This window comes from Sulfitobacter sp. 1A13421, from assembly GCF_043557285.1.
Lineage (GTDB): Bacteria > Pseudomonadota > Alphaproteobacteria > Rhodobacterales > Rhodobacteraceae > Sulfitobacter > Sulfitobacter faviae.
Map to the genome: position 1 here is coordinate 73,044 of NZ_JBIFFQ010000005.1, position 12,407 is coordinate 85,450.

Annotated in this window: 12 protein-coding genes, 1 tRNA gene and 1 other RNA gene; 7 read left to right on the plus strand and 7 right to left on the minus strand. The window is 64.7% G+C overall.

All coding sequences use genetic code 11. The features are described from left to right. Window positions 1-10 precede the first annotated feature (10 nt). The gene (gene ribD, locus ACGYLI_RS11185; RefSeq protein WP_394419337.1) at window positions 11-1,090 is read left to right on the plus strand and encodes a bifunctional diaminohydroxyphosphoribosylaminopyrimidine deaminase/5-amino-6-(5-phosphoribosylamino)uracil reductase RibD; all 1,080 of its coding nucleotides are present in this window, start codon (window positions 11-13) and stop codon (window positions 1,088-1,090) included. A gap of 3 nt (window positions 1,091-1,093) precedes the next feature. On the opposite strand, the gene ACGYLI_RS11190 is transcribed toward ribD, so the two are convergent. From ACGYLI_RS11190 to ACGYLI_RS11200, 3 genes are all read right to left on the minus strand, one after another. Continuing rightward, complete coding sequence (locus tag ACGYLI_RS11190) at window positions 1,094-3,118, minus strand: capsular polysaccharide biosynthesis protein (protein ID WP_394419232.1); 2,025 nt, start codon at window positions 3,116-3,118, stop codon at window positions 1,094-1,096. A 9-nt stretch (window positions 3,119-3,127) separates the two neighbouring features. Beyond that, entirely contained in the window at window positions 3,128-4,258 is a 1,131-nt protein-coding gene (locus tag ACGYLI_RS11195; RefSeq protein WP_394412893.1) for a polysaccharide biosynthesis/export family protein, read from the minus strand. A gap of 114 nt (window positions 4,259-4,372) precedes the next feature. Continuing rightward, the gene (locus tag ACGYLI_RS11200) at window positions 4,373-5,665 is read right to left on the minus strand and encodes a capsule biosynthesis protein (protein ID WP_394419233.1); all 1,293 of its coding nucleotides are present in this window, start codon (window positions 5,663-5,665) and stop codon (window positions 4,373-4,375) included. 130 nt (window positions 5,666-5,795) lie between these two features. Here ACGYLI_RS11200 and ACGYLI_RS11205 point away from each other — a divergent pair, with 130 nt between their 5' ends. From ACGYLI_RS11205 to nusB, 4 genes are all read left to right on the plus strand, one after another. Beyond that, complete coding sequence (locus ACGYLI_RS11205) at window positions 5,796-6,383, plus strand: riboflavin synthase (protein WP_394419234.1); 588 nt, start codon at window positions 5,796-5,798, stop codon at window positions 6,381-6,383. 81 nt (window positions 6,384-6,464) lie between these two features. Further along, on the plus strand, window positions 6,465-7,589 hold the full coding sequence (gene ribB / locus ACGYLI_RS11210) for a 3,4-dihydroxy-2-butanone-4-phosphate synthase (protein ID WP_067264809.1): 1,125 nt from the start codon (window positions 6,465-6,467) through the stop codon (window positions 7,587-7,589). Window positions 7,590-7,594: 5 nt separating this feature from the next. Continuing rightward, window positions 7,595-8,146 (plus strand): 6,7-dimethyl-8-ribityllumazine synthase, encoded by a 552-nt coding sequence (locus tag ACGYLI_RS11215; RefSeq protein ID WP_209219320.1) that lies wholly within the window; start codon window positions 7,595-7,597, stop codon window positions 8,144-8,146. After that, complete coding sequence (nusB, locus tag ACGYLI_RS11220) at window positions 8,143-8,619, plus strand: transcription antitermination factor NusB (protein WP_067264814.1); 477 nt, start codon at window positions 8,143-8,145, stop codon at window positions 8,617-8,619. The genes ACGYLI_RS11215 and nusB overlap by 4 nt, the downstream gene beginning before the upstream one ends. A gap of 58 nt (window positions 8,620-8,677) precedes the next feature. On the opposite strand, the gene ssrS is transcribed toward nusB, so the two are convergent. From ssrS to ACGYLI_RS11235, 3 genes are all read right to left on the minus strand, one after another. Then, a non-coding RNA gene (ssrS, locus tag ACGYLI_RS11225) (6S RNA) lies at window positions 8,678-8,832 on the minus strand. A 76-nt stretch (window positions 8,833-8,908) separates the two neighbouring features. Continuing rightward, window positions 8,909-9,685 carry a hypothetical protein gene (locus ACGYLI_RS11230; protein ID WP_394419235.1) on the minus strand — a complete coding sequence of 259 codons (777 nt, stop codon included), beginning with the start codon at window positions 9,683-9,685 and terminating at the stop codon, window positions 8,909-8,911. Beyond that, window positions 9,682-11,007 (minus strand): hypothetical protein, encoded by a 1,326-nt coding sequence (locus ACGYLI_RS11235; RefSeq protein ID WP_394419236.1) that lies wholly within the window; start codon window positions 11,005-11,007, stop codon window positions 9,682-9,684. Before ACGYLI_RS11235 ends, ACGYLI_RS11230 begins: the two co-directional genes overlap by 4 nt. 107 nt (window positions 11,008-11,114) lie before the next feature. Here ACGYLI_RS11235 and ACGYLI_RS11240 point away from each other — a divergent pair, with 107 nt between their 5' ends. After that, on the plus strand, window positions 11,115-11,573 hold the full coding sequence (locus ACGYLI_RS11240; RefSeq protein WP_394419338.1) for an MmcB family DNA repair protein: 459 nt from the start codon (window positions 11,115-11,117) through the stop codon (window positions 11,571-11,573). A gap of 63 nt (window positions 11,574-11,636) precedes the next feature. Here ACGYLI_RS11240 and ACGYLI_RS11245 read toward each other — a convergent pair whose 3' ends face one another. Beyond that, window positions 11,637-11,825, minus strand: a complete 189-nt coding sequence (locus ACGYLI_RS11245; RefSeq protein ID WP_209219317.1) for a DUF6324 family protein — start codon at window positions 11,823-11,825, stop codon at window positions 11,637-11,639. Between the two features lie 337 nt (window positions 11,826-12,162). Here ACGYLI_RS11245 and ACGYLI_RS11250 point away from each other — a divergent pair. After that, window positions 12,163-12,239 (plus strand) — tRNA-His (locus ACGYLI_RS11250). Window positions 12,240-12,407: the final 168 nt, after the last annotated feature.

Below are 12,407 nucleotides of genomic sequence, written 5' to 3' on the forward strand. Positions count from 1 at the left end.
CGCGCGGTATATGGTGCTGGCGCTGTCCTTGGGGCGGCGCGGGCAGGGCAATGTCTGGCCCAACCCGGCGGTGGGCTGTGTCATCGTGCAAGGCACGCGGATCGTCGGGCGCGGTTGGACCCAGCCGGGCGGGCGCCCCCATGCCGAGCCGCAGGCGCTGGCGCAGGCGGGTGCGGCGGCGCGGGGGGCGACGGTCTATGTCACGCTTGAACCCTGTTCCCACCACGGCAAAACGCCGCCCTGCGCGCAGGCGCTGATCGACGCAGGCGTGGCCCGGGTGGTGATTGCGACGCAGGATGACGACGCGCGGGTCAACGGGCGCGGCATCGCGATGTTGCAAGATGCCGGGATCGAGGTATCGGTCGGGCTGCACGAGGATGCGGCCCGCGCGGATAACGCCGGTTTCTTCTGCCGCACCGATCTGGGCCGCCCGATGCTGACGCTGAAGCTGGCCAATTCCTTTGATGGGCGCATCGCCACCGGCACGGGCGAAAGCCAATGGATCACCGACGCCCCCGCGCGGCGGCTGACCCATGCCATGCGCAGTCGCCATGACGCGGTGATGGTCGGGGCGGGCACCGCCCGCAAGGACGACCCGAGCCTGACGGTGCGTGGTCTTGGCATCGCCCAGCAACCGGCGCGCGTCGTCGTCTCTCGCAGGCTCGACCTGCCGTTGATGGGGCAACTGGCGCGCACGGCGGCTGAGGTGCCTTTGATCCTCTGCCACGGTGCGGATGCCGATCCGGCTTTGGTCAAAGCCTGGGCCGATCTGGGGGCGACGCTGTTGCCCTGTGCCGCACGCGGGGCGCAGTTGGACCCGCAGGATGTGATGCGGCAATTGGCGGCGCATGGCCTCACAAGGATTTTCTGCGAGGGGGGAAGCGCCTTGGCCGCTTCGCTTATCGAGGCGGATTTGGTCGACCGGCTGGTGGGGTTCACCGCCGGGCTGGTGATCGGGGCCGAAGGTCTGCCCGGCATCGGGGCGCTTGGCCTGTCGCGGCTGGCCGAGGCCCCGCGCTTTGCGCTGCAATCCAGCCAGCAGATCGGGCCGGACCTGTTGCACGTCTGGCGGCGCAACGCAGCCGATTGAGCGCTATCGCCGCCAGAGGTGGCTTTGGCTGGCAAAGACCCCTTGGAGTTTCGATAGCATCCGGTTGCCCAACCCGGCGCGGGGCAGGCGGCCCGTGGCCAGCCGTTCGACCACCACTTCGACAGGGCAGGGCAAGCCGCTGACCGGGTCGCGGTAGCGCGGGTAGTCGATGAGCGCGGCATGAACAAGGCCTTCGAGCGTCGGTGTCGCGCGGCGGCGGGGCGGGACATCGCCCCGGTCTTCGGTCAGCCCCCAGCCCGCGTAGAAGGGCGCGCCCAAGGTCACCACCGGCACCCGGCGGAGGAGCGCTTCGAACCCCAAGAGGGAAGTCATGGTCCAAACCGCGTCGACTTGACCCAAAAACGCCACCGGGTCGGCGTGATGTAGGATCAGATCGGCGTCGCCCGCCTCGGTTGCGCCTTTGCGCAGGCCCGCTTCGACATCAGGGTGGGGTTTGTAGAGGATCACGGCATCCGGGTTTGCGGCGCGGGCGGCGGCCAGCAGGGCCGCGTTGCTGCACACATCGCCCGTGCCGGTGAGGATGGAGGCGTCGTCTTCGACCTGTCCGGGGACGAGGATGCGCCGCCCCGGCGGTAGGTCGGGCGCGGCACCGCCGAGGTTGTATTTGCTGAGGCCCGCCCCGGTGAGCGCCGCGATCAGCGCGCGGGCGCGGGCCAGTTGATCGGGGCGCAGGTCGGCGCGTTTCTCGATCCATTTTTCCAACCGGCTCGGCCCTTGGGGATCGTAGTAAATGCCCAGATCGTCACAGACCAGCGACAGGGGCGGGACCAGTTCGGCCCCCAGCCCACGCGAGCGCAGAAACCCGTCCTCGACCCGCAGCGCATCTTGGGGCGCGACCTCGGCCTTGCTGGCCCAGACCATGGCGCGGCGGGGCGGCTTGGGGGCTTCTGCCGAGCCGTTGCGAAAGCGGAGGGGCGTGGCCCCTCCGAAGAATTGTTGCAGCGGGCGGCGCTTCCACAGGCGCATGCCCCATGCGTCCCAGCCGCGATGATCCTCTCGCCACGCGCGGGCCTGCGCGGCGAGGGCGGTGAGGGCCGTCTCGAAACTGCCGAGCTGGTCGCGATAGGGATCGTACCACGTCGGATAGAGGATCATCGCGGCGGCGAAAAGTTGCGCGCGGCTAAGGCGGCGCTGGCGGCGTTGGACGGGGAACTCATCATCCGTCAGCCCCCAGCCGGCATAGAAGGGTTGGCCGAAGACACGCGGCCTGTGGCCGGCAAAGATCGCCTCGAACCCCATTTGCGATGAGACGGTGTAGACATCCACCGCCCCTTCGAACAGCGCCCAAGGGCTGATGGGATCGGTCAGCAGGGTGATCCGCTCGTTGGTATCCTCGGGGCCGTAATGCCCGGCGCGGAAGCCCTGTGCCGTCTCGGGGTGGCTCTTGATGATGACCCGCGCGCCGGGGTGTTCCTCTTGCGCGAAGACGAGCATTTCCAGAAACCGTGAACGATCCGCGCCTGAGGCGGTGATCGAGGCATCGCCGCGGGTCTGGTCGATCACCAACACATAGCCCGGCTCCGGCGCGGGCATGTCGGGGTCAAAGCCCGCATATTTTGTCAGATGCGCCTCGGCCATCTGCGCCATGCCGCCCCGGGCGCGGTCCAGAAGGGCGGTATCGTCCAGCGGGTGATGGGCGAGCAGCTCTTCGAGGTCCGAGGGCTGGGCAGGGTCGAAATGCGCCCCCCGGCTGTCGATCAGCAGGCCCAAGGGCGGCTCGCCCGCGCGACCGGGGTGGAGCGAGCGCAGCCATGCGTCCTCCACCCGGATCACCGGCACGCCGCGTTTTGCGGCCACGGCGAGCCCCCGGTGCGCGGTGGGGGAGTTGCCCCAGACCGCCACGGCGTCATCGGGGCCGGGCAGGCCGAGGCGCAGGGAATGGCCCGACAGTTGCAGGATGCGCCGCAGACGGCGCTGCGTCAGAAACCCACCGTTATATACGAAAAGCCGCCGGCTCCTTTCGGGACCGGCGGCGGGGTATTGGTATGGGTCAGCTTCGAATGCCACCGGGGTGGATCATTCGGTCAGCGAGGTGATGCTATCCGCCGAACCCGCCGTGCCGGTGATGGCCGAGATTACCTTGCTCCACTGGGTGAAGGGCGCTTCGGTCACATAGATGGTGTCGCCATCGCGGATCACGAAATCGCGGGCCATGAACATGCCGTTGGGTTTGGTCAAGTCGGTGACATAGACCATGCGCTGCGCACCGGTCAGATCGCTGCGGCCGAGCACCTGTTCGGCGACTTCCTCTGGCTCATTGCGGAACACGAAGACGCCGGTGGGGTCGGCCGAGAGGGGGCTGAGCCCGCCCACCTGCGCGATGCCTTCCAAAAGCGAGAGGTTTTGCGATTCAAAGGGCACGCGGGCCTGTCCGCCGGTGGCGCCAAGCGCGGTGAAAGAGCGGGTGTCTTCCTCGACCAAAATCCGGTCGCCCGGACGCAGGGCGATGTCGAGTTCGGGGTGGTCATAGAGGTCTTGGAACCAAATCTTACCGCGCTGCCCGCCGCGGATCACGGTGACCTGCGCGATTTCGGGGATGATGGTCACACCGCCCGCGCGTGCCAGCATGGCGGCCAGCGTGCGGGTAGGCCGTTCGATCGGGTAGACGCCCTGCGCCCCGATGGAACCGATGAGCGAGACGGTCGAGCCGTCACCGGCGGCGCGACGCACTTCGACCTGCGGGTCTGGGGTCTGTTCGCCCAGCTTGTTGGTGATGATGCGGCGGATCGCTTCGGGCGTGTTGCCCGCAGCGCGAATGCGGCCCGCGTAGGGGATGAAGATAAAGCCCGCGCCGTCGACCTGCACCTCTTCCAGCATTGTGGCCGGGGCGCCTTCGACGCCGAGAAGCGGATCGTCCACGTTCTCATAGACCGTGATGCCAAGAATGTCGCCCGGCTGGATCGTGTCGGAGCCGACCCGGCCTGCGTTCTTGAAGCTTTCCGAAAAGCCAAGCGCCGGGGCCACGGCGGTGGCGCGGGTCACACGGTCATTCACGCTGACGACAAAAGCATCGCCTTCGCGCTGAACAGAGCCTGCATAGATTTGCCGTTTGTTCGGTCCGACCTGCGGCAAGCCACATGATGAGATGACGGCCACCGCCGCCAGCGCTGCGATGGGGCGCGCCCACCGGAAAGATACGGATTTCACTGCCCGGTCTCCTCGACCTGAAATATCTGCCTCGAAATCGCCAATTGTCTTGACGTATTACTTTGCAACTTAGCGCAGCCTAGCGAAAAAATCTACAGGGCGGAATGGGTTAACTCAGGTGACGACCCGCAACTGTTGCCGAGGGGCCGCGGTGCCCTGTTCCAGTGCGTCATAGGGATCCTCGGCGGCGAGCATCATATCGACCACTTGGCGCAGCAATTGCCGCCGCCCGCGTGCGGCATAGAAACCGCCGGGAACCTGAGAGGTTTCAAGCAGATAGCGGCGGTAATCCTTATAGGCGCGGTTGTCGGGGCGGTTGGCAGTGGCAAAGAATTCCGGCAGCGGCTGGTCCGAGACAAACTCAGGCTGGGAATAGACCGCGCGGCCAAAGACCTTGAGGGGGATGCCGCGCCAAAGCACCTGTTGCCCGGCGGTGGAATTCACCGTGACAGCACTGCGGGTGTCATTGAGAAGCTGTGCCAGCTTGCCGCCGCGCACGAAATGGACACGGTCGGAAACCCCATGCGCGCGGGCCAGCCGTTTGACATCGCGCCGCACCGGCACGCGGCCATCCTCCAGCGGATGCGCCTTGATGACGAGGTGGTGGTGCTGCGGCGCGCCCTTGGCGAAACCTTCGATCACCAGTTCAAGGAAATCGGCCATTGTGTTGAAGGGCGAATGTTTCTGAAAAGAGGAATCATGCTCCAGTTGCAGCAGCGCCAGATGGTAGGGAAAGCCGCCCAGCCGGATCTTCAGCGTGGCCAGCAGGCGGTCGGCGGCCAGCACCGGCATCAGCAAGAGCCGCTTGAGGTAGAGGCGGAATTCCTTGGTCACCGGCAGGCTGCGATGCGGTTTGAAATTGCGGTAGTCGCCGTTCCGGAACATCACGAACCAATGGTAGAGTGCGCCGTAAAAGATGTGGTGGCGCATGTCGCCCCAATGGCCGGGGGGCAGGGGGGCTTCCATGTCCGAGCGGGCGAGGGCGGCCTGCATCTGGGGAATGGTCATCTCCATCAGCCGCGAATTGCCGTTCGAGCCGCCGCGCTCATAGGTGACCCAATAGGGCCGCATATAGCCTTCCTCGAAGACATGGACGGTGATGCCACGGCGCTTGGCCTCGGCTACGGCTTCGGCGTGGATGGGCCGGGTGTCGCCGTAAAGCACGATGTCGGTGATCTGCTTGTCGTCCAGCAGACTGGCAAAGACGCGCGGCCAATCCTCAACCCTGCCGCGATAGGGGATGTAGGTCGACGGGTGAAACCAAAAGGCCCGGTCGCCCGCGTTGAAGCCCACGCGCCAGACCTCGGCCCCCGCACGGCGCAGCATCTTGCCCAGACTGTTAAAGAAAGGGCCATGCGGTCCTTGCAGGAACAAGAAGGTTCTGGTCGGGGCGGCGATCACGGTCACTCTGGTCCTTTGGTGGGGCTTTGCCCTCTTAACCACCATATAATAGGGGCGACAATGTGGCGTCACCCGCTCTTGCCTGTGGCGGTGACCGGGTTTACCACTGCGCGGAACCAGCAAAGGAGCCTACCCCATGTTCACCGGCATTATCACAGACGTTGGCACCGTGACCAAGCTGGAGCAGGAAGGCGACCTGCGCGCGCGCATCCAGACCGGCTATGACACCAGCTGCATCGACATGGGCGCCTCCATCGCCAGCGACGGGGTCTGCCTGACCGTCGTGGGGCTGGGCGAGGATTGGTATGAGGTGCAGATCAGCGGCGAGACGGTGGCCAAGACCAACCTCGGCCAGCACTGGCGCGAGGGCAAACGCGTGAACCTTGAACGTGCTTTGAAGGTGGGCGATGAGCTGGGCGGACATATCGTCTCGGGCCATGTCGACGGCGTGGCCGAGATTATCGAGATGAAGGATGAAGGCGACAGCACCCGCGTGACCCTGCGCGCGCCCGAGGATCTGGCGCGGTTCATCGCGCCGAAAGGCTCGGTGGCGCTGAATGGCACCTCGCTGACGGTGAATGATGTCGATGGCTGTGATTTTGGTATCAACTTCATCCCCCATACCAAGGAGGTGACGACTTGGGGCGATGCAGGCGTCGGCGATCTGGTGAACCTCGAAATCGACACGCTGGCCCGTTACGTGGCACGCCTGAACGAGATGTGACGCCGCGCCCTTCGGGGCGCGCTCTGGCCAAGCGGCGCGGGTCAGGCTAAGAGCCGGGCAACAGATAGATGGAAGCAGCCGATGCAATTTGACAAACCCGGACCGGTCGAGACAGGGCTGAGCGATGCGATCTCGCCGATCGAAGAGATCATCGAAGACGCGCGCCAAGGCCGTATGTTCATTCTGGTGGACCATGAGGACCGCGAGAACGAAGGCGATCTGGTGATCCCGGCTGAGTTTGCCGATGCTGCGGCGATCAACTTCATGGCGACCCACGGGCGCGGGCTGATATGTCTGCCGATGACGGCAGAGCGGGTCGATCACCTTGGCCTGCCGATGATGGCGGTGAACAACTCCTCCCGGCATGAGACGGCCTTTACCGTCAGCATCGAAGCGCGGGAGGGTGTCAGCACCGGCATCTCTGCCGCCGACCGTGCGCTGACCGTGGCCGTGGCGATCTCGGAACAATCCGGTTCGGCGGATATCGCCACCCCCGGCCATGTCTTCCCGCTGCGCGCCCGCGATGGTGGCGTGCTGGTACGGGCAGGCCATACCGAAGCGGCAGTTGATATCTCGCGCCTTGCGGGGCTGCATCCTTCGGGCGTGATCTGCGAGATCATGAAGGACGACGGCGAAATGGCGCGTCTGCCCGATCTGGTGGAATTCGCCGCCGCGCATGGGCTTAAGATCGGGACGATCAGCGATCTCATCACCTACCGCCACAAGCATGACAATCTGTTGGTGGAGCGCGACAGCCGCACCGTGACCTCCGCCTATGGCGGCGACTGGCAGATGCGGGTGTTCTCCGACCAGATCACCGGGACCGACCATGTGGTGCTGACCAAGGGCGACATCTCAACCCCCGAGCCGGTGCTGATCCGAACCCATGCGATCAACGCGCTGGAAGATATCCTCGGCCTCGGCCCCAGCCCGGCGGACGAATTGCCCCGTGCCATGCAGATCATCGCCGAAGAGGGGCGGGGAGCCGTAGTGCTGTTCCGCGATCCTTACCCGCGCCTCAAGCTCGACCCCGAGGATGACGACCGCCCGCGCACGATCAAACGCACTGGGCTTGGCGCGCAGATCCTCTCGACAATGGGGCTGCATGAACTGGTCCTGCTGACCGACAATCCCGATACGCGCTATCTGGGCCTCGACGCCTATGCGCTGGAAATCGTGGGCACCCGGCCCATCACCACGGAGTAATCGCTATGGCATCCGCCGAAGAGCATACCATCCTGCCGCGCCCCAGCTTCGACGAACCGGTGAAGCTGCTGATCGTCGTCTCGCCCTATTACTCGGACATCGCGAATGGCCTTCTAACCGGTGCCAAGGCCGAGTTGGAGGCCGCGGGTGCTAGCTATGAGGTGATCGAAATGCCCGGCGCGTTGGAGATTCCCACCGCCATCGGCATTTCCGACCGGGGCAGCAATTTCGACGGCTATGTCGCGCTTGGTTGTGTCATCCGGGGCGAGACCACGCATTACGAGACCGTCTGCAACGACAGCAGCCGTGCCTTGCAACTGCTTGGCTTGCAAGGGCTTTGCATCGGTAATGGCATCCTGACGGTCGAGAACAAACAACAGGCCGAGGTGCGCGCCGACCCCGAGGGGCAAAACAAAGGCGGCGGTGCAGCCGCTGCGGCCTTGCATCTTATCGCGCTCGCTCGTAAATGGGGCCGCCAGAGCAAGGGCATCGGGTTCAAGCCATTCGGGCAGGACACTTTGATGGCCGGCGACACGGATGGATCAAACATCGCATGACCAGCAACGGGCCTTCGGGCAACCAGAAACGTAAGATGAAGTCGGCCTCGCGGCTCTATGCCGTGCAGGCGCTGTTCCAGATGGAGCATTCCGCGCAGACGGTCGATGTCGTGCGTCACGAATTTATCGACCACCGTTTCGGTGCCGTCTATGAGGGCGACGAGATGCAGGAGGGGGATGTGGATCACTTCTCTCGCGTGCTCGAAGATGCGGTGAACTATCAAGCGCCGATCGACCAGATGGCCAACCGCGCCATCGTCGCCAAATGGGCCATTGCCCGGATCGACCCGACCCTGCGCGCGCTGTTCCGCGCCGCCGGGGCCGAGTTCCGCCATGACGACACGCCGCCGCGCGTGGTGATCAAGGAATATGTCGACGTGGCTCATGCCTTCTTCCCCGATGGGCGCGAGCCGAGCTTTGTCAACGCCGTGCTTGACCATATGGCCCGCGAGGCGCGTCCCGAAGCGTTCTAAACGCGCGGGAAAGTGGCCCCGAGGGGGCCATCTACCACATCAATGTCTTGGGAAAGTGACGGGAACCGCGCCTGCCGCTGCTGTTTTATATTCCCGAGGACCTGTATGTACAGGTGGGCGCCAGGTAACCGAACCAGGGCTCGGACAGAGCCAGCTCCCTCGGATTTGCTTAAGGCCACTGGAATGTAACGTTCACGAACAGGGCAGAACCCGTCGACCCCCGATGTAGGGGCCAAGTGGGGCTGCGGCAAGGGGGCGGAAGTGGATTTGCAAAACTTCTCTGCCCCGCTCAATCTTCCGCGGGGATAAAGCCATAGCGGCGCAATTCTTCGGGCAGCAGCACATAGATTTCATCGGGTGGCGTGACCAGCGCGTGCTGCATCACCATCGGATCAATGCCCATATCATCGAGGTATCGCATCACCTCACCTTGGCCGCGCTGGATGTCCTCCACAGCGACAAAGGCGGGCAGGATCGTGCTTTCGCCAAAGTAATGCTGATGCACCCCGACCGAGGCGCTCTCGGGCACCGTCCGTGCCGCGCCGGCGGCCAGCAGATAGGGGCAGGCGGAATAGCAGATGTCCCCCTCTCGCAGTGCGGTGTTTAGCCCCTCGCGCCGCAGGTGGCGGCCCAGTTCCAAAGCGTCGCGGACCGATCCGCCGGGGGAATTGAGGTAAATTTCCTCGGGCGTGGGGGTCAGTTCGCTCAACTGCTTGATGATCCGCTCCGCATCGCCCGCTTCGATGGCCCCTTCCAGCAGCGCCGCCCGCCCGCCCGAGACGGGGGTGAGCACCAGCCGGTCGGGCAGGGCGGTCTCGGGCATCGGCTGGCCGGGTGTTGGGGCGCGCTCGGGGCGGAAGCGGCGGGTCTGATCGCCGGGGCGGATCGGCTCGGTCAGTTCCGGGGCGCGCGGGCCTAAGCCCGGCAGGCGCAGCCCTTCCCCTAGGTCCCCCCAGAACAGCAGCACCGCAAGGCCAAGTTGGAAGATCAGCACGCCGATCAGCACCCGCCCGACAATCGGCTTCCGGTGGGGGGCGTCGGCTTCTGGTGGGGTTTCCTCGCTCATGTGCTTTTGATCGATGTGACGGGGCCGGGGGCCGGTTCTTCGGGCGCATCCGCGGCGGGCGGCGCTTCGGCGGCGGGGCGTTTGTGGGCGGGGCTTTCCTGCATCGCCACATCGACATCGCGCACGGCGGCCAGCGCGGCGCGCAGTTCTGCAAGGGTCAGCGTGTCTTCGACGGCAGCCCCCTCACGGCCCGAGCGGATCGCCCCTTGGGTGATGGAGAGGATCAGCACCAGAACGGCGGGCAACAGGTCAATCGCGATGGCCCCGGCCCAAGAGGGCACGAAATTGCGCGCATAAAGGATCACCGCATCGGCGCTGGAGATCGGCGTATAGGTCGTGTCGGCAGCGGGCGGCATGGTCTGCACGTCCTGCGCCGCGCGCTCCAATGTTGCTGCACGCTGGGCCAGCACCTCCAGAACCGAAGTGATCGTCGCCCCTTGCGCGCCGCGTTGTTCTTCGTTGCTGCCGTCCAGTTCCGGCAGCACGACGGAGGCCGCCAAATCCTGCGCTGCGCGTTCCACCAGCGGGGCCACGGAAAGCTGCCGCAGCCGGGTGATCAGACCTGCAAGCCGCACGGCCTGTTCGGAAAACTCGACCGAACGCGCCTCGACCGGGCCGGGCTCTACCGTAAGGGCGCGCATCCGGCTGAGGATCTGGTTCCCCTCGGCGAAGGCGTCATTCACCAGCGGGGTCTGGGTGGCGATCTGCGCCTCCAGCGCGCCCAGTTCCGCCGACTTCTGCCGCAGCACCCGGAACACCGCGCCGCGCCCGGCAAGGCCCGACAGGCTGCCAGCCGCCTCTTGCTCGCTGAGGTCTTCGAAGCTCTGTCTGACCCGCGCCACGTCCCGCTCAAGCCCTTGAGCAGACAGGGCAATCTCATGTGTGCGCTCTAACGCGCCTTGGTAGTCTTGCACCGTCTCGGCCAGATGCTGCTCCACCGCCGCCGATCCGGCAAGCGCGGCGGCGTTCAGCCAGCTCGACATCGCGATGATCGCGACGGAGCCGAGCCCCATGGCCCCCAAAAGTCCCATCCGCGCACGGGTCGTGCGCACAGCGGGGAAGAGCCGCAGCAGATAGGACCAAAAGACAAAGATACCCACCGAGACCGCCACCGAATAGGCGATCGCGGCAAAGGCCGACATGGCGCCATTGTCATCCAGCAGCGACGAGACGCCAAGATAGGTGTAAATGCCCGAGGCCACTGCCAAAACGCCAAGCGCCGTGCCGGAGAATGTATCGAGCCATGTCAGGTGGCCCTCCAATTCACGGGCGTAACGCACCCCGCGCGCCTGCGTCTCACTCATCGGTTCGCGTTGTGCCATGGGCCTCCCTCGCTTTGCTGGGGTGAAGATAGGGGGTCGCGGGGGAATTACCAAACTTTCCGGTGCTGCCCCTTGTGGATGTTCATCAAATGTTCATATTTGTCGCCATGATGGAGAATGACATACGACAACTCCAACCCGGGCAATTACTGGCACGGGGGGTGATGCGGCATCTCGCCGATCTTGGTTTCGCCTCGGTAGAGGAATTGGTGCCAACGCGCGGCCTGCGGGTCGATGTGATGGCGCTTGGCCCGAAGGGGGAGATTTGGATCGTCGAATGCAAATCCAGCCGCGCCGATTTCATGGGCGACGCAAAATGGGAGGGCTATCTGGAATGGGCGGACCGGTTTTTCTGGGCCGTCGACAGCGATTTTCCGGTCGAATTGCTGCCGGAGGAAACCGGCCTCATCATCGGTGACGCCTATGGGGCCGAAATTGTGCGGATGTGCGATGAGACCAAGCTTGCGCCCGCCCGGCGCAAGGTGATGGTGCAGAAATTCGCGACCCATGCCGCCCGGCGCCTGCATCGTCTACGCGATCCCGACATGGCGCCGAACTGGTCTTGAAAGGGGGGGGGTGAGGTTGTTCGCCCATATCCCTAAGGCGGGGCGAACCTGCGCGTAGGCGGCTTAGCGCCCTTTTTTGCCCGCGCGGTTTGCGGCGGCCATAATCTCTTCCGCGATTTCGCGGGCTTCTTCCGGGGTGAAATCCATCGGAATTTCAACGCCGCCGCCTTCGACGAAAAGGCGGACCATGCCCTTGTCTGTCGGGCCGATTTGCAGGTTTGCTTCGATGTCGCGTTCGGTGTCGATGCCCATGGGAGCCTCCGGTTTGGTGGGGCTTATCGCTAGCGCGGCATGGGCGGAAAGGCAAGATATCATGGCGAGTTGCGTGGAAGGGCAGGGGGCGCTTTGGCCTTAGGTGACGGATGCGTCATCACCATTTTGTACGAGGGTGGGGTGCCGTTCGGGGGGATCGGGAGATTGCTGCGATGCGCAGCTTGGAGACCGAGGGCGGAATCGCCGCGTAATCCACCTGCGTTTCCCGCATGAGTGCCGATGACACCGGGCGCGCGAAAAATCTGACGGAAACCGGCATTTCTTCTGACTTTGAGGTCTTGCATTCCTCCGCCACGGGCGCTAAATCCGCCCCAGTGCCGCCTTAGCTCAGTTGGTTAGAGCGCTTGATTGTGGATCAAGAGGTCCCTGGTTCGAGACCAGGAGGTGGTACCACCCCCCCCAATTTCATTCTACCTCCGCCTTGGGGCGAACTGCCTTTTCTGCGGCGCGCCGCATAACGCTGCCGGCGCGCTGGCACCCTAACCCATAGTAAATTTTAGATTTTCTGGAACGTTCTGTCCGAGCTTTCGTTGTGACCATAGCAAATAACGAAGAGGAGAG